23 protein-coding genes are annotated in these 25147 nt (G+C 63.3%); 9 read left to right on the top strand and 14 right to left on the bottom strand.

The window, feature by feature from the left end; translation table 11 throughout:
• Positions 1–22: 22 nt before the first annotated feature.
• Positions 23–805 carry an LOG family protein gene (locus ACX80M_RS08485; protein ID WP_252598302.1) on the bottom strand — a complete coding sequence of 261 codons (783 nt, stop codon included), beginning with the start codon at positions 803–805 and terminating at the stop codon, positions 23–25.
• Between the two features lie 117 nt (positions 806–922).
• On the opposite strand from ACX80M_RS08485, the gene ACX80M_RS08480 reads away from it, so the two are divergent.
• The 4 genes from ACX80M_RS08480 (at position 923) to ACX80M_RS08465 (ending at position 4239) form a co-directional block, all read left to right on the top strand.
• Entirely contained in the window at positions 923–1678 is a 756-nt protein-coding gene (locus ACX80M_RS08480) for an amino acid ABC transporter ATP-binding protein (protein ID WP_104062136.1), read from the top strand.
• Positions 1679–1751: 73 nt separating this feature from the next.
• Positions 1752–2639 (top strand): glutamate ABC transporter substrate-binding protein, encoded by an 888-nt coding sequence (locus ACX80M_RS08475; protein WP_252598303.1) that lies wholly within the window; start codon positions 1752–1754, stop codon positions 2637–2639.
• 95 nt (positions 2640–2734) lie between these two features.
• The gene (locus tag ACX80M_RS08470; RefSeq protein ID WP_056343998.1) at positions 2735–3385 is read left to right on the top strand and encodes an amino acid ABC transporter permease; all 651 of its coding nucleotides are present in this window, start codon (positions 2735–2737) and stop codon (positions 3383–3385) included.
• Entirely contained in the window at positions 3382–4239 is an 858-nt protein-coding gene (locus ACX80M_RS08465; RefSeq protein WP_104062134.1) for an amino acid ABC transporter permease, read from the top strand. The genes ACX80M_RS08470 and ACX80M_RS08465 overlap by 4 nt, the downstream gene beginning before the upstream one ends.
• Positions 4240–4301: 62 nt before the next feature.
• On the opposite strand, the gene dapE is transcribed toward ACX80M_RS08465, so the two are convergent.
• The gene (dapE, locus tag ACX80M_RS08460; protein WP_252598304.1) at positions 4302–5438 is read right to left on the bottom strand and encodes a succinyl-diaminopimelate desuccinylase; all 1137 of its coding nucleotides are present in this window, start codon (positions 5436–5438) and stop codon (positions 4302–4304) included.
• A 50-nt stretch (positions 5439–5488) separates the two neighbouring features.
• On the opposite strand from dapE, the gene dapD reads away from it, so the two are divergent.
• Positions 5489–6529 (top strand): 2,3,4,5-tetrahydropyridine-2,6-dicarboxylate N-succinyltransferase, encoded by a 1041-nt coding sequence (gene dapD, locus ACX80M_RS08455; RefSeq protein ID WP_252598305.1) that lies wholly within the window; start codon positions 5489–5491, stop codon positions 6527–6529.
• Positions 6530–6536: 7 nt separating this feature from the next.
• Positions 6537–7394, top strand: coding sequence for a hypothetical protein (locus tag ACX80M_RS08450; RefSeq protein WP_374209918.1), 858 nt, complete (start codon positions 6537–6539; stop codon positions 7392–7394).
• Positions 7395–7419: 25 nt separating this feature from the next.
• On the opposite strand, the gene ACX80M_RS08445 is transcribed toward ACX80M_RS08450, so the two are convergent.
• The gene (locus tag ACX80M_RS08445; RefSeq protein WP_252608993.1) at positions 7420–8031 is read right to left on the bottom strand and encodes a hypothetical protein; all 612 of its coding nucleotides are present in this window, start codon (positions 8029–8031) and stop codon (positions 7420–7422) included.
• Between the two features lie 94 nt (positions 8032–8125).
• Positions 8126–8737 (bottom strand): TetR/AcrR family transcriptional regulator, encoded by a 612-nt coding sequence (locus ACX80M_RS08440; protein WP_459309386.1) that lies wholly within the window; start codon positions 8735–8737, stop codon positions 8126–8128.
• A gap of 64 nt (positions 8738–8801) precedes the next feature.
• Here ACX80M_RS08440 and galE point away from each other — a divergent pair, with 64 nt between their 5' ends.
• Positions 8802–9815 carry a UDP-glucose 4-epimerase GalE gene (gene galE, locus ACX80M_RS08435; protein WP_459309385.1) on the top strand — a complete coding sequence of 338 codons (1014 nt, stop codon included), beginning with the start codon at positions 8802–8804 and terminating at the stop codon, positions 9813–9815.
• A gap of 148 nt (positions 9816–9963) precedes the next feature.
• Here the strand turns inward: galE and ACX80M_RS08430 are convergent, their stop codons facing one another.
• From ACX80M_RS08430 to fdxA, 3 genes are all read right to left on the bottom strand, one after another.
• Positions 9964–11247, bottom strand: coding sequence for a citrate synthase (locus ACX80M_RS08430; RefSeq protein WP_104062127.1), 1284 nt, complete (start codon positions 11245–11247; stop codon positions 9964–9966).
• Between the two features lie 229 nt (positions 11248–11476).
• The gene (dapC, locus tag ACX80M_RS08425; RefSeq protein WP_256476732.1) at positions 11477–12625 is read right to left on the bottom strand and encodes a succinyldiaminopimelate transaminase; all 1149 of its coding nucleotides are present in this window, start codon (positions 12623–12625) and stop codon (positions 11477–11479) included.
• 13 nt (positions 12626–12638) lie between these two features.
• Positions 12639–12965 carry a ferredoxin gene (gene fdxA / locus ACX80M_RS08420; RefSeq protein ID WP_056344030.1) on the bottom strand — a complete coding sequence of 109 codons (327 nt, stop codon included), beginning with the start codon at positions 12963–12965 and terminating at the stop codon, positions 12639–12641.
• Positions 12966–13099: 134 nt separating this feature from the next.
• On the opposite strand from fdxA, the gene ACX80M_RS08415 reads away from it, so the two are divergent.
• Positions 13100–13345 (top strand): putative acetyltransferase, encoded by a 246-nt coding sequence (locus ACX80M_RS08415; protein ID WP_082575922.1) that lies wholly within the window; start codon positions 13100–13102, stop codon positions 13343–13345.
• 87 nt (positions 13346–13432) lie between these two features.
• Here the strand turns inward: ACX80M_RS08415 and typA are convergent, their stop codons facing one another.
• The gene (gene typA, locus ACX80M_RS08410) at positions 13433–15361 is read right to left on the bottom strand and encodes a translational GTPase TypA (protein WP_058931842.1); all 1929 of its coding nucleotides are present in this window, start codon (positions 15359–15361) and stop codon (positions 13433–13435) included.
• A gap of 270 nt (positions 15362–15631) precedes the next feature.
• Here typA and ACX80M_RS08405 point away from each other — a divergent pair, with 270 nt between their 5' ends.
• Positions 15632–16486, top strand: coding sequence for an SGNH/GDSL hydrolase family protein (locus tag ACX80M_RS08405; protein ID WP_459309384.1), 855 nt, complete (start codon positions 15632–15634; stop codon positions 16484–16486).
• Positions 16487–16553: 67 nt separating this feature from the next.
• Here the strand turns inward: ACX80M_RS08405 and ACX80M_RS08400 are convergent, their stop codons facing one another.
• From ACX80M_RS08400 to ychF, 6 genes are all read right to left on the bottom strand, one after another.
• A complete protein-coding gene (locus ACX80M_RS08400; protein ID WP_459309383.1) occupies positions 16554–18260 on the bottom strand; it encodes a dipeptide ABC transporter ATP-binding protein in 1707 nt (568 codons plus the stop codon).
• Positions 18261–18271: 11 nt separating this feature from the next.
• Positions 18272–19216, bottom strand: a complete 945-nt coding sequence (locus ACX80M_RS08395; RefSeq protein WP_252598312.1) for an ABC transporter permease — start codon at positions 19214–19216, stop codon at positions 18272–18274.
• A complete protein-coding gene (locus ACX80M_RS08390; protein WP_252598313.1) occupies positions 19206–20135 on the bottom strand; it encodes an ABC transporter permease in 930 nt (309 codons plus the stop codon). Before ACX80M_RS08390 ends, ACX80M_RS08395 begins: the two co-directional genes overlap by 11 nt.
• A 126-nt stretch (positions 20136–20261) precedes the next feature.
• Positions 20262–21947 carry a peptide ABC transporter substrate-binding protein gene (locus ACX80M_RS08385; protein WP_252598314.1) on the bottom strand — a complete coding sequence of 562 codons (1686 nt, stop codon included), beginning with the start codon at positions 21945–21947 and terminating at the stop codon, positions 20262–20264.
• Between the two features lie 277 nt (positions 21948–22224).
• Positions 22225–23988 (bottom strand): ABC transporter family substrate-binding protein, encoded by a 1764-nt coding sequence (locus tag ACX80M_RS08380; RefSeq protein ID WP_459309382.1) that lies wholly within the window; start codon positions 23986–23988, stop codon positions 22225–22227.
• Positions 23989–24012: 24 nt separating this feature from the next.
• Entirely contained in the window at positions 24013–25098 is a 1086-nt protein-coding gene (gene ychF / locus ACX80M_RS08375; protein WP_252608987.1) for a redox-regulated ATPase YchF, read from the bottom strand.
• Positions 25099–25147 lie beyond the last annotated feature (49 nt).

The following is a 25147-nucleotide window of genomic DNA, read 5'->3' as shown; positions in this document are numbered from 1 at the left end:
GTGCCAGATATGGGCCGACGGCCTATTCGGGCCGTTGCTCGCCGTTGGTGGAAACCGGGGGCGTCCAGTGCAGCACCAGCTGCACCGCTTCGGCGGGATCGTCCACCACCTGGATGAGGTCCAGGTCCTTTGCGGAGACCATTCCCTCGGCCACGAGGGTGCCCTTGATCCATTCGATCATCGGCCCCCAGAAGTCGACGCCGAGGAGCACGATCGGGAAGGAGGTCACCTTCCGCGTCTGGACCAGGACCATGGCTTCAAAGAGTTCATCCAGCGTTCCCAACCCGCCGGGAAGAACGATGAAGCCCTGGGCATACTTGACGAACATGGTCTTCCGGGCAAAGAAGTAGCGGAAGTTAATGCCGAGGTCCACCCACTGGTTCAGGCCCTGCTCGAAGGGCAATTCAATGCCCAGGCCGACGGAGACGCCGTTGCCTTCCACGGTGCCGCGGTTGGCGGCCTCCATGGAGCCCGGACCGCCGCCGGTAATGACGGCCACGCCCGCGGCTGCCAGCTTCCGGCCTACTTCCATGCCCATTTCGTAGTACGGGCTGCCGGGCTTGGTGCGGGCCGAGCCGAAGACACTGACGGCGGGCCCCAGATCGGCAAGCGCGCCGAACCCCTCGACGAACTCGCTCTGGATCCGGAGGACGCGCCAGGGGTCCGAATGGACGAACTGTCCTGCGCCTTTGGTATCAAGCAAATGCTGGTCGGACATTTCCACAGCCGCCTGCTTGCGACGGAGTTCAAGGGGCCCCTTACGGCGCGGCTGGGTAGTTTTGGCCGGATCTGCGTTGATGCTCATCCCCCAAGGCTAATGCCAAGGCCAGCGTGCCTGTGGCAGGTATCTCTTGAATCACGATCCGCGCGAACTTGGCGTGATTCACCTCATAACCAGCCAATGTTCGCTAGATTCTTCTTTATGACTACTCATGTGCCCGGCGATGCGCTCGTCTCCCTGAATGGTGTGAATAAGCATTACGGTCAGTTGCACGTTTTGAAGGACATCAATCTCCACGTCCGTAAGGGCGAAGTGGTGGTGGTCATTGGCCCGTCAGGCTCAGGAAAGTCCACGTTGTGCCGTGCCATCAACCGTCTGGAAACCATCGAAGGCGGCACCATCAGCATTGATGGAAAGGTGTTGCCGGAGGAGGGGAAGGAGCTGGCCCAGCTCCGCGCCGACGTCGGGATGGTCTTTCAGTCCTTCAACCTCTTCGCGCACAAGACCATCCTTGAGAACGTGACGCTTGGTCCCATCAAAGTCAAAGGCGTTGCCAAGGCCCAGGCGGACAAGGAAGCCATGGCATTGCTGGAGCGCGTGGGCGTGGGGCACCAGGCCCCCAAACTCCCGGCGCAGCTCTCCGGCGGCCAGCAGCAACGCGTGGCCATCGCCCGCGCCCTGGCGATGAAACCAAAGGTCATGCTCTTTGATGAGCCCACCTCTGCGCTGGACCCCGAGATGATCAACGAGGTCCTTGACGTCATGATCCAGCTGGCCAAGGAAGGCATGACCATGGTTGTGGTCACGCACGAAATGGGTTTCGCCCGGAAAGCCGCCGACCGTGTGGTTTTCATGGCGGATGGCCAGATCGTGGAGGATGCCAAGCCGGAAGAATTCTTCACCAACCCGAAGAGTGACCGAGCGAAGGACTTCCTGTCCAAGCTGCTCACCCACTGATTTTCCATCAACGAACACACACTCCAGTTCGCACCCAGGCCGTGACCCACGGCCGACCAATGAAAGGAATGTCATGAAGGCATTTATGACCCGCCGGAAGTCGTTCTTCGTGGCGGCTACTGCTGCCCTGGCGTTGTCCCTCAGCGCATGCGGCGGCACCACCCCCGGCACCACCAGCGATCCCACTGTTGCCGACAAGCCGACGTTTGCCGCCGGCACCACCATGGCCAAGCTGTCCGCCGCAGGCACCATCAAGATCGGCACAAAGTACGACCAGCCGCTCTTCGGCCAGGTGGGCCTGGACGGCAAGCCGGTAGGCTTCGACGTCGAGATGGGCAAGCTGATCGCAGCCAAGCTGGGCATCGCCGCGGACAAGATCGAATGGTCAGAGACTGTCTCAGCCAACCGCGAACCCTTCATCGAGCAGGGCAAGGTGGATATTGTCATCGCCACCTACACGATCAATGACAAGCGCAAGCAGGTTGTCAGCTTCGCGGGCCCGTACTACGAGGCCGGCCAGGCGCTGATGGTGAACAAGGACAACACGTCCATCACCAAGCCTGAGGACGTCGCAGGCAAGAAGGTGTGCTCCGTCACCGGTTCCACCCCTGCCGCGACAATCGTGGACAAGTACAAGGCCGAGCTCGTGCCGGCAGCCACCTACTCCGCCTGCCTTGAGCCGCTGCGCAACAAGCAGGTCGAAGCGATCACCACGGACAACGTGATCCTGGCCGGCTTTGTGGACAAGGAACCGGATGCCTTCAAGCTGGCGTCGGATCAAACCTTCACCAAAGAGCCGTACGGCATTGGCCTGAAGAAGGACGACACCGAATTCCGCAACTGGATCAACGACCAGCTCGAGGCGTTTGGCAAGGACGGGTCCTACAAGAAGGCCTGGGAAGCAACCGCAGGTTCGGTCATCAAGACCGCCCCTGAACTTCCCGCCATCAAGCGCTACTAGGTAGCCACGGCGGCTTCCGGGGAATTCGTTGACCGCGTTCCCCGGAAGCCGCCGGCCTGCTTTTTGACCCCCTACGCCCAGAGCCGAAGGATCCTATGGAAGTCATCATTGAAAACCTGCCCCTTTATTGGGAAGGCCTTCTCCGCACCCTTTTCCTGTCCGTCGTCTCCGGCATCATCGCCCTTATCCTCGGAACACTCCTGGCAGCAGCCCGAGTTTCCCCCGTTGCGGCCCTCCGGGGATTCAGCACCGTCTACGTGGAAATCCTCCGGAACACCCCACTGACCATTGCCTTCTTCTTCGCAGCGATCGTCCTGCCCCGCCTCGGCGTGACCTTCCAGCAGTTCGAGGTCGCAGCGATCATCGCCCTCAGCGCCTATACAGCGGCCTTCATCGCTGAAGCCGTCCGCTCAGGCGTTAACAGCGTCCCGCTCGGCCAGGCTGAGGCCGCGCGCAGCATCGGCATGAACTTCGGCCAGGTCCTGAATCTCATCATCCTGCCGCAGGCGCTTCGGACCGTGATCCCGCCGCTGATCAACATCCTGATTGCCCTCGTCAAGAACTCTTCCGTCGCCGGCGCGTTCTTTGTCCTGGAACTGTTCGGCTACGGCCGCCAAATGGCCAACGCCAACGGTGACCAGGTCATGGCAGTACTGCTCGGCGTCGCGTTCTTCTATCTGCTCCTCACCATTCCGCTGGGCATCCTTGCCAGCACCGTGGAACGAAAGGTGGCGATTGCCCGATGACTTCAGTCCTCTACGACGTTCCCGGCCCCAAAGCGCGCCGGGTCTCGCTGATCGGTTCCGTGGTTGGAACCGTGCTGATCCTGGGCCTTCTGGCATGGATTGGCATGACTCTCGCCCAGCAGGGCATTTTTGAAGGTCGCCGCTGGGCGATCTTCACCCGGGGCGACGTCTGGACGCTGCTCGCCAATGGCCTCGGCGCAACGCTCACCGCCGCCGCCCTCGCCGCAGTGATCGCGTTTCCCCTCGGCCTGATGTTCTGCCTGCTGCGCATCTCGCTGGTCGCCTGGATCCGGATTCCCGCCCGCGTGGTCCTGGAGTTCCTGCGCGGCATGCCGGTTGTGCTGATGATGCTCTTCGTCCTGCTGGTGTTCGGGACGAGTTCCTTCGTCGCGGTGGTGGCCGGGCTCGTCCTCTACAACACCGCTATCTTCGCGGAGATCATCCGGGCCGGCATCCAATCACTGCCGAAGGGACAGCGGGAGGCGGGCCTGACCATCGGCCTGACCAGCTTCCAGTCCCGGATGCTCATCGAGCTGCCGCAGGCTGTCCGCCGTATGATGCCGTCGCTGGTTGCCCAACTCGTGGTGCTCCTGAAGGACACCTCCCTGGGCTACATCGTGGCGTACGGCGAACTTCTGCGCGCAGTGCAGGTCATGGCGGACTTCCTCGGGAACGCGTTCCTGTTCCCCATCTTCTTTGTGGCTGCCGCCATCTACATTGTGATCAACATCTGCGTTTCCCGGCTCGCAATCTGGATCGAGCGCCGCGGTTCCACGAAGACGGCAGGCGGTGTTGCCAAAGCGCCAACCGCTGTGGTCGCACCGGAACTACCGGATGTACGCGAATCCAAGTAGCCACATCCACACACGCAGAAGGGTCCGCAGCCTGCAGGCTGCGGACCCTTCTGCGTGCAGGCTTACGCCGCGAGCCAACTCCGAAGCGCCCGCAGGCATTCCCGGATGGCGTCGGCGTCGACGTGCTCGTTGTCCTTGTGGGCCAGCAGCGGATCGCCGGGGCCGAAGTTCACTGCCGGGATCCCCAGTTCGCTGAAACGCGCGACGTCGGTCCAGCCGTATTTCGGTTTCGGCTCGGCTCCGACGGCGGCCACGAAGGACGCGGCGGCCGGGTGGTTCAGTCCCGGGCGCGCACCGGCGGCGGCGTCGGTGCGGACCACAGCGAAGCCCGCCAACAGTTCGCGCACATGCGCCTCCGCCTGGTCCGGCGTCTTGTCGGGGGCGAAGCGGTAGTTGATTTCGACGACGCAGCGGTCCGGGATGACGTTGCCGGCCGTGCCGCCGTTGATCTTCACGGCGTTGAGGCTCTCGCGGTAGTCGAGGCCGTCCACGTTGATGGTCCGCGGCTCGTAGGCTGCCAGCCGGGCCAGGATGGGTGCCGCCGCGTGGATGGCGTTGCTGCCCATCCACGCACGGGCAGAGTGTGCTGCCTCGCCCACCGTGGTGGCCTCAAAGCGGCTGGTGCCGTTGCAGCCACCCTCGACGGTGCCATGGGTCGGCTCCAGGAGGATGGCAAAATCGCCGCCCAGGAGGCTGCCGTGGTTGCGGACCAGGCGGCCCAGTCCGCTCTTGACCGCTTCCACTTCCTCATGGTCGTAGAACACGAAGGTGACGTCCCGCTGGGGCGCCCCGCCGCCGTCGAACATTGTGGCCGCCAGCGCGAGCTGCACGGCGACACCGCCCTTCATGTCCGTGGCTCCTCGTCCGTAGAGCACGCCCTCCCCGGGGACACCCGAATCCCAGGTGGACGGGACGGTACCGCGCGCGCCTTCAGTAACCGGCAGCGGCACTGTGTCCAGGTGTCCGGCGAGGATGACGCGTTCCGCCCTGCCGAGTTCCGTGCGCGCGATGATGGCGTCACCGTCGCGGACCACCTGGAGTTCCGGGATGGCCCGCAGAGCCACTTCGACAGCGTCCGCCAGTTCCGTCTCATTCCCGGAGACACTGTTGATATCCATCAGGGCGGCGGTCAGCACGGAGACGTCCTGGCGGAGGTCCAAAGGCACGGTGATCGATTCAGGGGCGGTTTCGGCAGTCACGTTGCCAGTCTAGTTCGAACCCGGTGCCCGCCTCTCGGTAGACTGGGGCCATGACTGAGACCGCTACCTCCGCCGCGCCCAAAGACCAGAACGCAACTTCCGAAGCCCGCTCCGCCTACGGCTTCGGCTTGGCAACCATCGCCACCGCAACGGGCGGGGAAAATGCCGAAGCCACCGTCCTTGACGTCTGGTTCCCCGCGCCCGCGCTGGGCGTTGCGGCCGAAAACCTGCGCGCCGTGGAGAATGCGGACGAAACCCTGGTCCAGCTCGCCGCGAGCGGCACAGACGCTGACCGCGGGACCGAGCAGAAAGTGGTCTTCGTCCAGATCAACCTTGACGAAGCTCCGGCTGACACTGCAGACGCGTACCTCCGGCTGCACCTGCTTTCCCACCGGCTGGTCCGGCCCAACACGATCAACCTGGACGGCATCTTCGGCAAGCTGCCCAACGTGGTGTGGACCAACTTCGGCCCCGCCGCGGTGGAAGGCTTCGAACTGACCCGCGCCAAACTTCGCCGCCGTGGTGCCGTCACCGTCTACGGCGTGGACAAGTTCCCCCGCATGGTGGACTATGTGGTGCCCGCCGGCGTCCGGATCGCCGACGCCGACCGTGTCCGTCTCGGTGCCCACCTCGCCGAAGGCACCACCGTGATGCACGAAGGCTTTGTGAACTTCAACGCCGGCACCCTGGGCGCCTCCATGGTGGAAGGCCGCATCTCCGCCGGCGTCGTCGCCGGCGACGGCAGCGACGTGGGAGGCGGCGCGTCGATCATGGGCACACTCTCCGGGGGCGGCAAGGAAAAGATCGTCATCGGTGAGCGCGTCCTGCTGGGCGCCAACTCCGGCGTCGGCATCAGCGTCGGCGATGACTCCGTGGTGGAGGCAGGCCTCTACGTCACCGCTGGAACCCGTGTGCTCGTTCCCGGGCCCAAGGACGAGAATGGCGAGGACACCGCCAAGATCGTGAAGGCAGCCGAGCTGTCCGGCGTCCCCAACCTCCTGTTCCGGCGCAACTCCACCACCGGCGCCGTCGAGGCGCTGCCGCGCAAGGGCCAGACGGTGGAACTCAACGACGCCCTCCACGCCAACTGACCCGTCGGTGGCACGTGGACGCAGTTTCGTTCGCCCCACCGTGCTGCTGCTTACCCTGGCGCTGGCGGGCGCCGGCATCTACACAGCGGTCTCCTTCCTGCAGCGCTCCGAAACCCTGGTCCCGGAGCGCTGCACGGCCGACGTCGGGACCCAAAGCGCAGAGCTTGCAACGGACCAGGCGGTTAATGCCTCACTGATTACAGCGGTGGCGGTGCAGCGCGGGCTGCCTCCCCGGGCAGCCAGCATCGCCCTTGCCACCGCCATGCAGGAATCCAAGCTGCGCAACATCGCCCATGGCGACCAGGCCGGCCCTGACTCCCGTGGACTCTTCCAGCAACGTCCCTCGCAGGGGTGGGGAACCGAGGCCCAGGTGATGGACCCGTACTACGCTGCCAATGCTTTCTACGATGCCCTGGTCAAGGTTCCCGGCTACGAGTCCCTGGAAATCACCGACGCCGCCCAGCGTGTCCAGCGCTCGGCCTACCCCCTCGCGTACGCCCAACACGAAGATATGGGCCGGTCCTTCGCGTCCGGCCTGACCGGCCAGGCGCCCGCCTCGCTGCTGTGCACTTTGCGTGCCCCGCAGGAACCGGGCATCCCCGCCGCCGTCGAATCCGAGCTAGCCCAGGCGTTCGGGCCGCTCGCCATCACCACGGAGAATGATTCGCTCGTGGTGGCAGCTGACGGCAGCCAGGCCTGGTCCGTGGCGCAGTGGGCAGTTGCCAATGCCAAGGGCCTGGCGGTGACGCGCGTGGACGTTGCAGGCCGGAGCTGGGACCGTGAGGATCAGGGCGGCTGGCAAAAATCCGACGCGCCCGCCGGACAGGTCCGCATTACAGTTGCACCGGCCGGCACCGGCAGCTGACGGCCCGGATGCTGACCGCCCCGCCTCAGACCAGGATGTCCACCACGGGCTGGACGTAGCTGCGGAAGAGCTCCGGCGCGGACATGAGGTTATGGCTCATGATGATCTTGTCCGGCTCCAGGTACCACGCCCGCTGTTCGTTCAGCGGCAGTTCGATGATGGTCAGGGTGAAGTCCCGTGACCCCCGGCCCACCTCCAGCAGGCGGTCATCCACCATGTCGCCCAACAGCTGGTCCGAACCGCTGGCCACCCGTTCGGCTTCCAGCCGGACGTACTCGCTGCGGCGCTCCCGTGCCCAGGTCAGGGCTGACCCGAAATGCGCCTGCAGGACACGCTGGAGGGCCGGGGAATTCCCGAATTCCCCAAAATCCGGAGGGGACAGCTCCGGTGACGTCTGGGGGTGTGCCTTCAGCAGCTGCTCCCACCAGGCCTCCCATTCGGTCTTGAGCGCACTCTGCCCGCCGACGTCGGCGGTGAGGTGCGAGTGGTCTGCATGGCGGATCTTCGGCGCGGCATGCGACAACGCGGGGTGGCCGGCGCCGTCGAGTCCTGCCGCATCACGGACGAAGAGCGCGATCATCAGAGGCCCGGACGTATCCGTGGTGATCTGCCAGCCGGAACCACCTGTGTGATGCATCCCTACTCCTCCTGTGGCCTGCCTGTACCGGCCTGACCAGCCGGTTCCGCTCCCCCGGCTCCCAGTCTATTCCCGTTGCCACCGGACGGTAATGTCAGGCGGCCAGGCTCTTCAGGTGCCGGTCCAGGACGTCGTGGCACATCTGTGCCGTCATCCAGGCGGGCTGCAGGAGGGCGTGCATGCACAGCCCGTCCAGCGTAGCCAACAGCCTCTCCGCCTCGACGGCCAGCGACTGCTGCCCGTCGCCGTCGTCCGGTACCAGGCCCGTGATGACCTGCCCGACGACGGCTGCCACCTCCCGGTGGCTCCGATCCGCCTCGGCTGCGAGGAAAGGACGGATCCTGGCCGCGTTTTTGAAGGCCATCCACACGCAGGCGTCCACGGCCCGCTCCTCGTCGAGCGGCAGAAATTCACCCAGCAGGGTTAAAACCGCCTCACGATGCGGGCCGGTCCCGGGTTTGCTGGCGGCCATCGCCGGCAATGCCGCGGTGAGCCGGCCCGTGATCCGGTCCACAACGGCGGCAAAGGAATGGCTGAGCAGTTCTTCACTGCCGGCAAAATAGTGCCGGACGGAGCCAACGGCGAGGCCTGCTTCGTCCGCCACCTCCCGCAGTGAGGCCCGCTCGAGGCCGTCGACGGCGATGATCCTAAAGACCGCTTCAACGATCTCTGCGCGCCGGGCTTCGGCATCTACAATTTTGGGCACCCCTTTTATTTAGCACACCCGTGCTTAAATCCACACATCCGTGGAATTGGGATAGCGTGGGGGCATGAAAATTCTGGTCACAGGTGGCACCGGGTACATCGGTTCGCACACAGTCTTGTCCCTGCAGGAAGCCGGCCACGACGTGGTGGTGATCGATAACCTAGTGAACTCCAGCGAGGAGTCACTGCGCCGGGTTGCCGAACTCAGTGGCAAGACCGCGGAATTCCACAACGTGGACCTGGTGGACGAAGCCGCGGTGGAAGGCGTCTTTGCCGCCCACACGATCGACGCCGTGATCCACTTTGCCGGGCTAAAAGCCGTGGGCGAGTCGGTCCGCGAACCGCTCAAGTACTACTACAACAACCTCGTAGGCACGCTGAACCTGATCCGGGTGATGGACCGCCACGACGTCCACTCCATCGTCTTCAGCTCGTCCGCCACGGTGTACGGCGAGCACAATCCCATCCCCTACGTGGAAAAGATGGAGATCGGCGCCAACAACCCGTACGGCCGCACCAAGGAACAGATCGAGGACATCCTCGCCGACCTGGGCGCCGCTGACAGCCGCTGGCACATTGCCCTGCTGCGCTACTTCAACCCGGTGGGCGCACATCCGTCAGGCCGCATCGGCGAGGACCCGCAGGGCATCCCCAACAACCTGGTGCCCTTCATCGCCCAGGTGGCCGTGGGACGCCGCGACAAGCTGATGGTGTTCGGCGGGGACTACGACACCCCTGACGGCACCTGCCTGCGGGACTACATCCACGTCGTCGATCTCGCCGAAGGCCACGTGGCAGCCCTCAACCACGTGGCGGACCGCTCCGGCGTCTACCGCTGGAACCTTGGCTCCGGGAAGGGCTCCTCCGTCCTGGAGGTCCTGCGATCCTTCGAGAAGGCCGTGGGCCAGCCCATCCCCTACGAGATCACCGGACGCCGCGCGGGCGACCTCCCGGCCTTCTGGGCCGACGCCACCTCCGCCCTGGCCGACCTGAGCTGGTCCACCACGAAGACCGTGGACCAGATGTGCGAGGACCACTGGCGCTGGCAGAAGAACAACCCCCTGGGTTACACCTCCTAGCATCGGTTGCTCCCCATCGATCGCTCCGTAACGGCCCTTTAGGACGCTCAAAACGGCGTTTACGGAGCAATCGATGAGAGTACGACGGCGGCCGGCCACCTTCGCGAAGAAGGTGACCGGCCGCCGTCGTTATTTAGTCAGGGCCGGCTTAGCGGACCGGGTAGTCGCGCTCGGGTTCGCCGATGTACAGCTGGCGCGGGCGGCCGATCTTGGTGTTCGGGTCGCTGATCATTTCACGCCATTGGGCGATCCAGCCCGGCAGGCGGCCGATTGCGAACAGTACGGTGAACATCTTCTCCGGGAAGCCCATGGCCTTGTAGATCAGGCCGGTGTAGAAGTCCACGTTCGGGTAGAGCTTGCGCTGGATGAAGTAGTCGTCGTTCAGCGCCTTCTCTTCGAGGCGCATGGCGATCTCGAGCAGTTCGTCGTTGCCGCCGAGCTTGGTGAGGATTTCGTGGGCCGTGGCCTTGACGATCTTGGCACGCGGATCGTAGTTCTTGTAGACGCGGTGTCCGAAGCCCATGAGGCGGACGCCGTCTTCCTTGTTCTTGACCTTCTCCATGTAGTCCTCGGGCTTGGTGCCGTCGGCCTGGATCTGGCGGAGCATCTTCAGCACTGCCTCGTTGGCGCCGCCGTGGGCGGGACCGAAGAGGGCGTTGATGCCGGCTGACACCGAGGCGAAGAGGTTGGCGTTGGAGGAGCCCACCAGGCGCACGGTGGAGGTGGAACAGTTCTGCTCGTGGTCAGCGTGCAGGATGAGGAGAAGGTCCAGCGCCTTGGCGATGACCGGGTCCACTTCGTACTGCTCGGCCGGCAGGCCGAAGCTGAGGCGGAGGAAGTTCTCCACGAGGTTGTGGGAGTTGTCGGGGTACAGCATGGGCTGGCCGATGCTCTTCTTCAGGGCGTAGGCGGCGATGACCGGCATCTTGGCCAGCAGCCGGTACGTGGAGACTTCTACCTGCTCAGCGTTGAACGGATCCAGCGAGTCCTGGTAGAACGTGGACAGCGCCGACACGGCCGAAGAGAGCACAGGCATCGGGTGGGCATCACGCGGGAAACCGCTGAAGAAGCCCTTGAGCTCTTCGTGCAGCAGCGTGTGGTGACGGATACGCTGGTCGAAGGCTTCCAGTTCCGTGGGTGTCGGCAGGTTGCCGTAGATCAGCAGGTAGGACACCTCAAGGAAGCTGGAGTGCTGCGCCAGCTGTTCGATGGGGTACCCGCGGTAACGCAGGATGCCGGCATCGCCGTCGATGTAGGTAATTGCGGACGTGGTTGCTGCGGTGTTCATGAAGCCGGGGTCAAAGGTGACTGCGCCCGTCTGCTTGAGCAGCTTGGAAACGTCGTAGCCTTCGTTTCCTTCAACAACCTGGATGCGCGGGAGCTTGAGCTCGCCTCCTGCATGGTGCAGGGTTGCGCTGTTGGTCTCAGTCATGGAGTCCCCTTCATGAGGCGCGTGGGCCTCTGTCGAAAGCTTGATCCAACATCCGGTGAGCCGTGGCAGTGACCCTGTTCATCCAGGAATCCAACACCCGGGCTGCCTTCTTGTAAAAAGCCACCATTGATAGTCACTTAAAAAGTACCGCCCGTTTGCGGGTGTCACTAATCGGAGGCGTGCGAAACCCCCGTAAAATGCCGCCTTTGTGGTGCGAGTCACATGATTGTTACGGCGCCGTGGCCAGTCTGGCCACTGCGGCGTCAATCCGTTCATCAGTGCCCGTCAATGCGACACGCACAAACCCGTTGCCGGCTTCGCCGTAAAAGACGCCTGGCCCCACCACGATGCCTCGCTCAGCAAGCCGGGCCACGGTGTCCCAGGTGCTCTCTCCCGCGGTGGACCAAAGGTACAGTCCGGCGTCGGAATCCTTGATCTCCAGCCCGAAGCCCTGCAAAGCCGGCACCAGGCGCTCCCGGCGTCCGCGGTAGAGGTCCTTCTGGGCCTGGACGTGGGTGTCCTCGCCCAACGCAACCCGCATTGCTTCCTGCACCGGGTAGGGGACGATCATGCCGGCATGCTTGCGGCTGTTGACGAGGTTGGCCATGATGGCCGGGTCACCGGCCACAAACGCTGCGCGGTAACCTGCCACGTTGGACTGCTTGCTCAGCGAGTACACGGCCAGAAGGCTCTCGTGGGACCCGCCGGAAACGCGCGGATCCAGGATGCTGGGCACGGGCTCGCCGCCGCGCTGTGTGTCCCACGCGCCCCACCCGAGTTCGGCGTAGCACTCGTCCGAGGCCACCACGGCGCCCAGTTCGCGGGCCTGCGCCACAAGCGCTTTAAGGGACTCAACATCCCTGACGCTTCCGGTGGGGTTGCCCGGGGAGTTTACCCAGATCAGCCGCACGCGTGCGCGGGTGGCATGGTCCAACTCGTCGAGGTGGTCGGTAGCGACGGAGGTGACGCCAGCGAAAGTAGCCCCGATGTCATAGGTGGGGTAGGCAACCTTGGGGCGGACGACGACGTCGCCCGGCTTCAGCCCGAGCAGGAGCGGCAGCCACGCCACCAGCTCCTTGGAGCCGACGGTGGGCATAATGTTCTTAGGGTCCAGGCCGGGGACGCCGCGGCGCCGCTCGAACCACGCCGCAATGGCTTCCCGCAACGGAACGGTGCCGTGGACCGTGGGGTATCCCGGGGCGTCCGCGGCGGCCCTGAGGGCATCCTGGATCACAGCGGGAGTGGGGTCGACTGGCGTGCCGATCGACAGGTTCACGGCCCCGCCGGGGTGCTCAGAGGCTTTGGCCAGGTACGGTGCCATGGCCTCCCACGGGTAGTCGGGAAGGCTCAGGCCAAAGCTGTTCACGGCAGCGGTCAACGCGATGCCCGGCTCAGTGGTCTTGGTTCTGCAGCGGCAGGGCGGCGATCATCGGGTGATCCTTGCCCGTGTTGCCCACCTTGGCGGCGCCACCGGGCGAGCCAAGGTCATCGAAGAATTCGACGTTGGCCTTGTAGTAGTCAGCCCACTCTTCGGGGGTGTCATCCTCGTAGTAGATGGCTTCCACCGGGCATACCGGCTCGCAGGCACCACAGTCGACACACTCATCGGGGTGGATGTACAAGGAACGCTCACCCTCATAGATGCAGTCAACGGGGCATTCCTCGATACATGCCTTGTCCTTGACATCTACACACGGCTGCGCGATTACGTACGTCACGTCCCTTGCCTCTCCACGATATTTCCCGGCAGTGGCCGGCACTTGAATCCGGCACCGGCCGGACTATTGACTTCTGAGCCTATTATCTCCCAGCCCGTCCACGCGAACCTAGCCGGCCGCCTTAGTATGAACTGGTGAGTCCCGCCCAGCCTACGCCCCGAGAATTTCTGGCCACCGCCCCGCCCGGAACACGGGTTGTAGTCCGCTACCGGATCGACGGCGGCCTGACGGACGCCCTGGGGCATCTGGTGGCCACTGACGACGGCGGCTGCACAGTCCGCACACGGAAGGCCGACGTCGTGATCCCCTTGGACCTGGTGGTGGCTGCCAAGGAAGTGCCGCCGGCGCCGGAGCGGCGCCCCGCTCGCGTCCGCAACTGACGCTTTCCTGACACAAAGGAAGCCGCCGGCACGACGGCGGGATTCCCGCCTGCCGTACCGGCAGCTTCAGTGACGTGCTATTTGGGACTAGGCCTTGGCGCGTGCCCGGGTGGACTTGGCGCGCTGGTTGACGTCCAGGATGAGCTTCCGGATGCGGATGGACTCCGGGGTGACCTCGACGCACTCGTCTTCGCGGGCGAATTCGAGGGACTCTTCGAGGGTCAGGTCGCGCGGGGGCGTCAGGTTCTCGAAGGTGTCCGAGGAAGCGGCACGCATGTTGGTGAGCTTCTTTTCCTTGGTGATGTTGACGTCCATGTCGTCGGCGCGGGAGTTCTCGCCGACGATCTGGCCTTCGTAAACCTCGGAGGTGGGACGAACGAAGAAGGAGCCACGTTCCTGCAGGTTGATCATGGCGAACGGCGTCACAACGCCGGCGCGGTCGGCCACCATCGAACCGTTGGTGCGGTACTCGATCGGGCCGGCCCAGGGCTCGTAGCCCTCGGAGATGGAGGCTGCGATACCGGCGCCGCGGGTGTCCGTGAGGAACTTGGTGCGGAACCCGATCAGGCCACGGGCCGGAACGATGAACTCCATGCGGCACCAGCCGGTGCCGTGGTTGGCCATGTTGGTCATGCGGCCCTTGCGGGCGGCCATCAGCTGGGTGACGGCGCCGAGGTACTCTTCCGGCACGTCGATGGTCATGTGTTCCATCGGCTCGTGGATCTTGCCGTCCACGGTCCGGGTGACAACCTGCGGCTTGCCGACAGTCAGTTCGAAGCCTTCACGGCGCATCTGCTCGACCAGGATGGCCAGCGCGAGCTCGCCACGGCCCTGGACTTCCCAGGCGTCGGGACGCTCGGTGGGGAGAACCTTGATGGAGACGTTACCGATCAGTTCCTTGTCCAGGCGGTCTTTCACCTGGCGGGCCGTGACCTTGGCGCCCTTGACCCTGCCGGCCAGCGGCGAGGTGTTGATACCGATGGTCATGGAGATCGCGGGATCGTCCACGGTGATCAGGGGCAGCGGCTGCGGGTTGTCGACATCGGTCAGGGTCTCACCAATGGTGATTTCCTCGATGCCGGCGACGGCGACGATTTCGCCCGGACCTGCAGACTCGGTGGGAACACGGTCCAGTGCCTTGGTGGCCAGCAGTTCGGTGATCTTGACGTTCTTGAGCTCGCCGTTGGCGCGGGCCCAGGCAACGGTCTGGCCCTTGCGCAGGGTGCCGTTGTAGATGCGCAGCAGGGCAAGACGGCCCAGGAACGGGGAGGCGTCCAGGTTGGTGACGTGTGCCTGGAGCACGCCGTTCGGGTTGTACGTCGGAGCCGGGATGTGCTCGATGATGGTCTTGAACAGCGGCTCAAGGTCCTCATTGTCCGGAGCGGAGCCGTCGGCGGGCTGGTCCAGGGAGGCGCGGCCTACCTTCGCTGCTGCATAGACGACCGGCACTTCAAGGATCTTGTCCAGGTCCAGGTCCGGAACTTCGTCGGCGAGGTCCGAGGCGAGGCCCAGGAGGAGGTCCATCGACTCGTGGACAACTTCCTCGATGCGGGCGTCGGGGCGGTCGGTCTTGTTGACGAGGAGGATCACCGGCAGGTGCGCGGCCAGGGCCTTGCGCAGCACAAAGCGGGTCTGGGGCAGCGGGCCCTCGGAAGCGTCCACGAGGAGTACAACGCCGTCCACCATGGACAGGCCCCGCTCTACTTCGCCGCCGAAGTCGGCGTGGCCGGGGGTGTCGATGACGTTGATGGTGATGGTTTCACCGTTGGAGGACGGTCCGTTGTAGGCCACGGTGGTGTTTTTGGCCAGGATGGTGATGCCCTTTTCGCGTTCCAGGTCACCGGAGTCCATGACGCGGTCTTCGAGGTGGTTGTGTTCGGCAAAGGAGTTGGTCTGCTTGAGCATGGCGTCGACCAGAGTGGTCTTGCCGTGGTCAACGTGGGCCACGATCGCGACGTTGCGGAGGTCACTGCGTGATGCAGTGGCTACCGCGGTGTTGGTGGTGGTTTCAGACATGCGTGATTGCTCGATTCAGTGGTGAAGTCAGCTGTTGTTTCGCGACATTTCCAACCGGAACGCACGATGGATTAGCCCAATAACACAAGGCTCCTTCCCTCATTCTAAACGCTGAGCCTATTGTTGGCCTAAAAATCTCGGATCGGCCCAGTCCGGCCGGTGGGCAATTCCGGCGCGCCACGGCCCAAAGAGTGACCAAGCTCACTGGATTTTTGTGACTTGGTGCACCATCATTGCTGTGATAGCCACAGCAAGCCCGGAGAATCCCTGATGCGAAAAGCCTCGGCTCTGACCCGCTTTGTCGCCTCTGGAATCGCGGTAGCCGCGCTCCTAGGCGGCTGCGGACAGACCCCAGCAGCAACACCGGACTCCGGCGTGCCATCCCCGGCGCAGCCGGCCGCGGCCGGCGCATACCAGGCCCGCGGCGGCGATCCGATCAGCCTGCCTGCCGGCTCTGTGTACCGCAACCCGGCCAGCGGGCGTGACGAGGTGGTGGTGCCGGACATGCGGCACACTGCCCTCCTCATAGGCGATTCCCAATCCGAACCTACTGACGGGTGGCCACGTCTTGGCCTTGCCGCCGTTGGTTACAAGGTCCACTTCTGCGGGCTCGGCGGCACGGGATTCGTGGCGTCCAACGGCAAGACGGGCAACTACATCGACGCCTTACAGCGCGGCGACTGGAAACTGCCGTACGGGACGCCCGCGCTGATCGTCATCCAGGGCGGCGGCAACGACGCCGCGCACGGCGCCACCGATGCCCAGATCGTGGCCAACGCCGACCGCCTGATCGGGGCACTCCGGAAACGCTATCCAGGCGCCAGGATGGCCATGATAGGCACACTGGCCCGCGGCGCCAACTATGGCGGCGGGCGGAGGACCCAGGTGGACGCGCTGCTGGGCACGGTGTCCGCCAGGAACGGCATACCCTTTGTGGGCGTGGGCGACTGGCTGTCGAAGTACAACCTCGCGAAGAACCTGGCAGATGCCGTCCACATGGATGCCGCAGGCCGCAGGTCGCTGGGCGGGCTGCTTGGATCCAGGCTTAGGCAGCTGGGGCTCGAAGGCCCATCGCTGGACGGAACAGCCTCGGTGGCAGCTTCCGAAGCCACCCCAGCGGACTGAAAAAAGGAATGGAGCCGGCGCCCTGAAGGCACCGGCTCCATCCTTAACCCGGGATGCTGCGGCCGGATCAGGCCACTTCGGGCGGAAGCATCAGCTTCGCACCGGGAATGGCGTTGAGCAGCGCCTTCGTGTACTCCTGCTGCGGATACTCGAAGACGTCGTCCGTGGAACCGGTCTCCACCAGCTTGCCCTTTTCCATCACACAGACGTGGTCGGCAATCTGCCGCACCACAGCCAGGTCATGGGTGATAAAGAGGTAGGTCAGCCCGAGGTTGGCCTGCAGGTCCGCGAGCAGGTTCAGCACCTGCGCCTGGACCAGTACGTCCAACGCGGACACGGCTTCGTCGCAGATGATCACTTCCGGATCCAGTGCCAGCGCACGGGCAATGGCAACGCGCTGGCGCTGGCCGCCGGAGAGCTCGTTCGGGAACCGCTGCATGCTTGATTGCGGCAGCGCCACATGGTCGAGCAGCTGGCGGACCTTCTTCTCCCGGCTCGCTTTGTCGCCGATCCTATGGACGCGCAACGGCTCCTCGATGGTACGGAAGATGTTGTACATCGGGTCCAACGAGCCGTAAGGATCCTGGAAGATGGGCTGCACCCGCCGCCGGAATTTGAACAGTTCCGACGCTTTCAGCAGCGAGGTGTCGACGCCGTCGAAAAGAATCTTTCCATCGGTCGGCTTTTCGAGCTGCAGCACCATTTTTGCCACGGTGGACTTGCCCGAGCCGGACTCCCCCACAATTGCAGTAGTGGTTCCCCTCGCGACGTCGAAGCTGACCCCGTCCACGGCTGCGAAATCCGTCGACTTCCCCAGCCCTTGCCGCAGCTTGTAGACCTTGCGCAAGTCCCTGATCTCCAGGACATGGTCCGCGGCAGCCGCCTCCGCATCAGGGGCGAGAAGATCAGACGCTTCCACGCCCTGTTCCTTGGCGACCTGGATCCGGCGGCTCGCCAGTGAAGGCGCAGACTCAACCAGCCGTTTCGTGTAAGGATGCTGCGGATTCTGGAGCAACTCCAGCGACGGTCCAGCCTCTACAACCTGCCCCCGGTACATCACCACCACCTTGTCCGCACGCTCGGCCGCCAGCCCCAAGTCATGGGTGATCAGCAGCACAGCGGTGCCCAATTCCGTGGTCATGGTGTCCAGGTGATCTAGGATCTGTCGCTGGACCGTGACGTCCAGTGCCGACGTCGGCTCATCCGCGATCAGGAGCCGCGGCTGGCAGGAGAGTCCGATGGCAATGAGGGCGCGCTGGCGCATACCGCCGGAGAACTCATGCGGGTACTGTTTGGCGCGCCGGTGGGCATCCGGAAGTCCCGCCTGAGCCAGTACCTTTGCGATGTCGTCCGGACCACTGGGGCGGCCGTTCGCGCGGAGGGTCTCCTTGACCTGATAGCCGATCTTCCAGACCGGATTCAGGTTGGACATCGGGTCCTGCGGAACCATGCCGATGGTATTGCCGCGGAGCTCGATCATCCGTTTCTCGGTGGCATGGGCGATGTCTTCACCGTCGAGCAGGATCTGTCCGCCGGACACCGCACCATTGGTGGGCAGCAGGCCGATGGCGGCCAATGCTGTTGTGGATTTGCCGGAGCCTGACTCCCCCACGATGGCCACTGTCTCCCCGGGCATGATGGTCAGGTGGGCGTTGCGGACTGCCTGAACCTCGCCAGTGCTGGTCTTGAACGTGATGGCAAGGTCGCGGATTTCCAGAAGGGGACTGGTTCCTGAATACCCTGCCTCGTCGACGCGAACGTCGGGAATCGTCATCTTTTCGCCTCTCATCGCTGCCGGCTCTTCGGGTCAAGAGCGTCACGCACAGCGTCACCCAGCATGATGAAGCTGAGCACTGTAATGGACAGGGCAGCTGCCGGGTAAAGCATGATTTCCGGCTTCGTCCGAATGGACGACTGCGCACCCGCAATGTCATTGCCCCAGGACATAATGCTTTGCGGCAACCCAATGCCTAGGAACGACAGTGTGGCCTCCAGAACAATGAATATGCCCAGATCCAAAGTTGCCAAAACGATGATCGGCGCCAGTGCGTTCGGCAGGACATGGCGCAAGAGTGCCCCAACCTTCGACACGCCCAGAGCGCGGGCGGCTGTGACAAAATCAGCATTTCGGACCTCGATGACCGCGCCGCGAGCCATGCGTGCCATTTGCGGCCACGCGAGCAAGGCAATAATCACCACCACGGTCCATACGCTCTTGTTCTCCCGGAAGGCGGGCAACTGGGTAATGACCAGAGCGCCAAGGACCAAAGGCAAGGCGAAGAAGATATCACTGAGCCGGGCCAAGACGGAATCTACCCAGCCGCCGTAGTAACCCGCGATCGCACCAATCGTCACGCCGATGATCACGACGCAGAGCACAGACAGGACGCCCACCGAGAGCGAAGCCTGCGTTCCGTGGACCACCCTCGAATAGATGTCGCACCCCTGGAACGTAAACCCGAATGGGTGCCCGGGCGCTGGACCGGCCTCGGAATTGCCTAGTTGGCAGTCATCGTTCGGCGGCACCGTCGACAGGAGGCTCGGGAACAACGCGATGATGATCAAAGTCAGAATCAACAGCGACGAAATGATGAACAACGGACGACGGCGAAGCTTGCGCCAGGCGTCAGCCCAAAGGCTCAGTGGTGCCTGATCCGTCTTCAGGGCATCTGTTGCCTGCAGCGGCGTCTCATCTATGGGTGCAACAAAATGGGTATCTCTACTGGTCATAACGAATCCTCGGGTCCAGCCAGGCGTACAGGAGATCAACGAGCAGGTTGGCGACCACGAACACCAGCACCAGCACGCTGACTATAGAAACAATGGTGGGCCCTTCAGTCCGCAAAGTGGCTTGGTAGAGCTTGTTGCCTACCCCCGGAACATTGAAGATGGCTTCCGTGACAATCGCACCGCCCATCAGACCGCCGAGGTCTGCGCCTAGGAACGTTACGACGGGGATAAGGGAGTTGCGCAGGATGTGCGCCACCACAACGCGGGGCCGGGAAAGACCCTTGGCGGTAGCTGTCCGCACGTAGTCGGCATTCATGCTCTCGCTGACGGATGCCCGCGTCAGCCGGAGCACGTAGGCAAACGACACCAGGCCCAGAACCGTTGCCGGCAGCAATAAATTGCCCCAATCGGCGTTGGCGCCGACGGTCGGTTTGGCCCAGCCCAATTGGACTCCGAAGACCAACTGGAAAGCAAAGCCGAGAACGAAGGTGGGAACTGCGATGACCACGAGCGAAGCCACCAGCACGGTGGAATCAAACCAGCCACCACGACGCAGTCCCGCAAAGACGCCGAAACCCACGCCGAATACGGTTTGGATAGCCAGCGCCTCTATGGCCAACATCGCCGTCACTGGAAAGACCCTCGCTAACGAGGCTGCAATCGGCTGGCCGGTGAAGTCGTTGCCGAGGTTAAAGGTGAAAATGTTCTGGAGGAAAAGTCCATACTGGACCCAAAACGGTTCATCGAGGTGGTACTGGCTGCGCAGGGTATCGATGACTGCCTGCGGGGGCTGGCGATCTCCGAAGAGCGCGGCAATGGGATCGCCGGGAAGGGCGAAGACCATGTAATAAACCAAGAGGGTGGTACCAAGGAAGACGGGGATTGCCTGAAGGAGCCGGCGAAGGATAAAGCGGACCACTGGATCACCGGCCTTCGGGGAGCGAAGAAAGGGGTTTCATTTTGTGCCTTCCTGCCGTGCAGGACAATGGGGGCCCGGCTTTGTGCCGGACCCCCATTCGCCTGGCGGCAAGTTAGATCATGGAGACTACTTGGCCGTGATGTTGTAGTAGAGGATTCCGCCATTCCAGCCGGTTTCGGCCTTCACAACGTTTTCGCTCCACACAATCGGCTTTGCCTGGTCCCAGAGCGGCAGTCCGGGCAGGTCCTCGAAGAGGATCTCCTGGGCCTGGTTGAACTTGCCGTTCGCCTCATCAGTGGTCTTGGCGGCAAGGCCCTCCTGGAGCAGCTTGTCGAACTCAGGGTTCGAGTACTTCTCGTAGTTGGAGGATGCGCCCGTTGCCCAGACCGGTCCGAGGAAGTTGTAGAGCGACGGGTAGTCACCCTGCCAGCCGGCGCGGCTCAGGCCCGGGAGGGACTGGGACTTGCGCAGGTTCAGCACTTCAGCGAACTTGGCAAAAGGCTGGATTTCGGCCTGAATGCCGAGGTTGTTCTTGAAGCCGTTGGCAACGGCGTCAATCCATTCCTTGTTGCCACCATCAGTGTTGGAGGCAATCTGCAGCGGCTTGGAATTGTCGTACGGCTGGATCTTGTCAGCCTGGGCCCACAGGTCCTTGGCCTTCGCGGCGTCAAACTTCAGGATTTCGCTGCCCTTGAGGCCTTCCTTGAATCCGTCGATAACGGGCGGCGCGAAGGCCTTGGCCGGGGTGCGGGTTCCGTTGAAGACCACCTTGGCGATCTCTTCGCGGTTAATGGCGTACGACAGTGCCTGGCGGCGCAGCTTTCCGGCTTCACCCTGGAAGTTCGGGTTGTAACCCGGGATGTTCAGGGTGGAGTTGGTGGCCACCGGCTTCGTGGCGTTCCTGTCCTGGAAGTCTGAGACGTAGGTCTTCAGTGCGTTGGACGGCAGTACATCCGAGATGTCCAGGTTGTTGGCCTGAAGATCCGTGTATGCGGGGCCCGGATCGGTGTAGAACTTGAAGGTCACGCCACCGTTCTTCGATTCGCGCGGACCGCTGTAGTCAGCGTTCTTGACGAGGGAGATCGACTGGTCATGGACCCAGGAGCCGGTCTTTTCGAACTTGTACGGACCGTTGCCTACGGGGTTTTCGCCGAAGGTCTTTGGATCCGCCAAAGCAGCGGACGGCAGCGGGAAGAACGCCGAGTAACCGAGGCGCAGCGACCAGTCAGCTTCCGGCTGAGCCAGCTTCACCGTGAGGGTCGAATCATCCGTGGCCGTCAGGCCGGACATTGTCTCGGCGGTGGGCGCCGGAGTGGTGGTGGTCTTGCCGTCAGCTGCTTTTTCGGTGGTCACGGCCGAGACATCTGCATAGCCCGCGATGGACTCGAAGAAGAATCCGTTGTTCTGCAGGTTCTTGGAGTTCGCTGCGAAGTTCCAGGAATCAACGAACGTCTTGGCGGTGATCGCTTCACCGTTCGTGAACTTCTGGCCCTGCTTGACCTTGATGGTCCAGTTCTGGGCGTCAGAGGACTCAATGGACTCTGCCAGGGCGTTGACCGGCTTGCCGTCGGCATCGTAGCTCCGCAGGCCTTCGAAGAGCAGCTCGACAACGCGGCCGCCATAAACTTCGTTCGTATTTGCCGGTAGCAAGGGGTTCTGTGGTTCGTTGCTGTACGCGGTGATCACCTTGTTGGGATCGCCGGCCGACTGGCTGGCACCATCATTGCTGCCGCCTCCAGCGCCGCAGCCTGTCAGGGCAAGGGCTGCGATCGCCACCATGCCGAGTGCTTTGGAAGTGCGCGTGAAACGCATTCCGCCTCCTATGAGTTGTGGGAGATGTTCAGGGGAAATCTTTTGCTCCCCGGCAGGCCCGTCACAGGTTCCCACTGTGACGTGGCCTACATATATGAGTAGCCTAACCGCACAAAGTCCAAATACTGGTACTCCGTTGCTAAACCGTAACCAGTTAATCGCCAATAACTAGCCGGTACCCGGAAGTGGCGCAAATCACATGCTACTCGTTGGTAGGGGATGCTGCGAATCGAGGACGGGGGCGGGCTCCCACTAGGACGACAAGCCCCAGGAGGGCCTATTTCCGGCGCCACTCCCACACATTCCACCAAACGCCCAAAGGGCCTGAGCTGGGCTTGATACCCGTCACGCGGCTGCTGAAAGCCACGGTTCCAGTGGTCTGGTACAGCGGCAGGCCGTACGCGCTGTACCACACGCGTTTGTCGATGTCAGCCAACAGTTCGTCCTGCTTTGCAAGGTCCGTAGTGCCGGACAGTTGCTCCATGGCTTTGTCTGCGTCGCCGTCGGAAAATCCGTTGAAGTTGCTGCCGCCACCGGTCTTAAAGATCTGCGGGACGCGGCTGACGCCGACCCCGGGTCCGATAGAACCGAGGATGGCTGCGTCGTAGCTGCCGCCGCCGAGCGCTTTCGCCCAGTCCGAGCTGCCGAGGCCCGCGTCTTCAACGGTGAATCCGGCGAGGCGGGCGGAGTCGCGGATCAGGGAGAAGGCCCGCACGCGGTTGGGGTTGTCCCTGTTGTACAGAATGCGGACCGTCGGGGCAGCATCCCGCAATTGCGACTTCGCGCCTTGGATGTCCACGTCAGAGTATTCGGCCGAACCGTTGTTTTTCACGGCGTCCGGATACTTCGGATGGGGTGGCAGGAAGACGTGCGAGTCCAGGGGTTTCGCGTCGGCGACAAATCCGCCCACCACGTCATCCACGATCTCCTGGCGCGGAACAGTCTTCAGGAAGGCCTCCCGGACATTCTTGTCCGCGAACAGCCCCGAAAAGTTGAGATCGAGGTGGTCGTAGCCGGACTGGCTGTAGCGCTGGACGGTATTGCCCTGCTCCACCAGTCCGTCGAAGAGGCTTTCGGTGCCGGCAGAGGGCTGCGGGGCGATGATGTCCGCCTGGCCGTTCCTGAGGGCGGCGATGGCGGTAGAGGCGGCACCGGTGAACCTTACGGTGATGTCATCGAGGTAGGGCTCCGGTCCCCAGACATAGTCCCTGTTCCGGACCAACCGGATCGAGGCGTCCGGAACGATGTCCCGGACAATGTACGGGCCGCTTGAAAGGTACATCGCAGGATCGTCAGGAAGCGTCTTGGCGTCGAAGCCGGAATTCCAGAAGTCGCTGACCCGCTTCAGCGGGGCGTTGGCCGAGGGCTGTCCGGTGTCGCCCCGGGGCGACTCCCTGATCAGATCAACAAGATCGCCTTCGTCATTGAGGCCGCTTTTAGCGGCGACAACATGGGCCGGGAGCCCGACGTCGAACGCTACTTCCCAATCAGCGTACGGCGCGGCGTATTCCAGCGTGATGGAACGCCCGTCACTGCCGATCTCCGGGAGCGCGGTGGACCCCAGGCCGCTCTTGTCAGCCGCGGCCGAAAAGTACGAGGTGCCGGTCCCCGTATGGGGTTCAGCGTCGTCGAAGTAGCCCGAGCCGGCGGCCCAGGACAGGAGGAGGTCGCCGGCGTCGATGGCTTCGCCGTCGGACCATTTCACACCCTCATTGACGGTGTACTTCACCTTCAGCGGCTTGTCGGAGATCTTCTCGTACCGGCCGAATTTCTCGTTCCGGACCACCTTCTCGGTGTCATCCACGTAGTAGAACCCGGAATGGATGATATGGCCGATCTTGGTGTTGATGTCCGTGTTTCCGTCGGCGCTGAACGGGTTGAAGGACGTGAAGGCGTTCACCTCGGCCACGGTGGCGCTGCCGCCGCGGTTCGTTTCACCCACCACCACCGGAGGCGCTCCCCCCGAAGCGGAGCACCCCGAGATAACCAGCGCCGCAGCGACGGCCCCGGTGATGACCTGAATCAGACGCCTCACGGGCATGCCGTCTCCTTTGCCTGTCCGGAATCAGACGTTGAAGCGGAACTCCACCACATCGCCGTCAGCCATCACGTACTCTTTACCTTCGATGCGTACCTTGCCACGGGACTTGGCTTCAGCCATGGAACCGGCCTCGATGAGGTCATGGAAGGAAACCACTTCAGCCTTGATGAAGCCACGCTGGAAGTCGCTGTGGATGACGCCTGCTGCCTGCGGCGCGGTGTCGCCCTGGTGGATGGTCCAGGCGCGTGTTTCCTTCGGACCGGCCGTGAGGTACGTCTGGAGGCCCAGGGTGTGGAAGCCGACGCGTGCCAGCTGGTCGAGGCCGGACTCGTCCTGGCCGTTCATTTCCAGCATTTCGCGCGCTTCCTCCTCGTCCAGCTCCACAAGGTCGGATTCGAGCTTCGCGTCCAGGAAGATGGCGTCCGCCGGGGCCACCATGGCCCGCAGTTCGTCCTGCTTCCCCGGGCTGCCCAGGATGCCTTCGTCGGAGTTGAAGACGTAGATGAACGGCTTCGCGGTCAGGAGGCTGAGCTCCTTGAGGTACTCCATCTCCAGCTTGTCGCTCGTGATCGAGGAGAAGACCGTGTCCCCGCGTTCCAGGACCGCCTGCGCAGCCTTGATGGCCGCCAGTTCGGCAGCCTCCCGCTTCTTGATCTTGACTTCTTTTTCGATCCGAGGAATGGCATTTTCGATGGTCTGAAGGTCAGCCAGGATCAGCTCGGTGTTGATGGTTTCCATGTCCGAGCGGGGATCCACTTTGCCGTCGACGTGGATGACGTCGGGGTCATCAAACACCCGGACCACCTGGGCAATGGCCTCGGCCTCACGGATGTTGGCAAGGAACTTGTTGCCCAGGCCTTCGCCCTCCGATGCACCCTTCACGATGCCGGCAATGTCCACGAAGGACACCGGAGCGGGCAGGAGGCGCTGCGAGCCAAAGATGTCAGCTAGCTGCTGGAGCCGGGGATCCGGCAAGTTCACGACGCCGACATTGGGTTCGATGGTAGCGAACGGATAGTTCGCAGCCAGCACCTGGTTCCGGGTCAGTGCGTTGAAAAGAGTTGATTTGCCGACGTTGGGCAGTCCGACGATGCCAATAGTAAGAGCCACGAGCATTGATTCTACCGGTTGCCGGACGCATGGGCCCCAGGCGGTCCCC

It is taken from the genome of Pseudarthrobacter sp. MDT1-22 (assembly GCF_054511035.1).
This window is presented reverse-complemented; position numbering and strand designations above follow the sequence as displayed.

Excerpts from the sequence above, each read along its gene's own strand:
- galE (WP_459309385.1), top strand. The coding sequence starts at position 8,802 with ATGAAAATTCTGGTCACAGGTGGCACCGGGTACATCGGTTCGCACACA.
- ACX80M_RS08475 (WP_252598303.1), top strand. The coding sequence starts at position 1,752 with ATGAAGGCATTTATGACCCGCCGGAAGTCGTTCTTCGTGGCGGCTACT.
- ACX80M_RS08380 (WP_459309382.1), bottom strand. The coding sequence starts at position 23,988 with ATGCCCGTGAGGCGTCTGATTCAGGTCATCACCGGGGCCGTCGCTGCG.
- dapD (WP_252598305.1), top strand. The coding sequence starts at position 5,489 with ATGACTGAGACCGCTACCTCCGCCGCGCCCAAAGACCAGAACGCAACT.
- ACX80M_RS08430 (WP_104062127.1), bottom strand. The coding sequence starts at position 11,247 with ATGACTGAGACCAACAGCGCAACCCTGCACCATGCAGGAGGCGAGCTC.
- ACX80M_RS08395 (WP_252598312.1), bottom strand. The coding sequence starts at position 19,216 with ATGACCAGTAGAGATACCCATTTTGTTGCACCCATAGATGAGACGCCG.
- ACX80M_RS08485 (WP_252598302.1), bottom strand. The coding sequence starts at position 805 with ATGAGCATCAACGCAGATCCGGCCAAAACTACCCAGCCGCGCCGTAAG.
- ACX80M_RS08400 (WP_459309383.1), bottom strand. The coding sequence starts at position 18,260 with ATGACGATTCCCGACGTTCGCGTCGACGAGGCAGGGTATTCAGGAACC.
- ACX80M_RS08385 (WP_252598314.1), bottom strand. The coding sequence starts at position 21,947 with ATGCGTTTCACGCGCACTTCCAAAGCACTCGGCATGGTGGCGATCGCA.
- typA (WP_058931842.1), bottom strand. The coding sequence starts at position 15,361 with ATGTCTGAAACCACCACCAACACCGCGGTAGCCACTGCATCACGCAGT.
- ACX80M_RS08470 (WP_056343998.1), top strand. The coding sequence starts at position 2,735 with ATGGAAGTCATCATTGAAAACCTGCCCCTTTATTGGGAAGGCCTTCTC.
- ACX80M_RS08480 (WP_104062136.1), top strand. The coding sequence starts at position 923 with ATGACTACTCATGTGCCCGGCGATGCGCTCGTCTCCCTGAATGGTGTG.
- ACX80M_RS08445 (WP_252608993.1), bottom strand. The coding sequence starts at position 8,031 with ATGCATCACACAGGTGGTTCCGGCTGGCAGATCACCACGGATACGTCC.
- ACX80M_RS08465 (WP_104062134.1), top strand. The coding sequence starts at position 3,382 with ATGACTTCAGTCCTCTACGACGTTCCCGGCCCCAAAGCGCGCCGGGTC.
- ACX80M_RS08405 (WP_459309384.1), top strand. The coding sequence starts at position 15,632 with ATGCGAAAAGCCTCGGCTCTGACCCGCTTTGTCGCCTCTGGAATCGCG.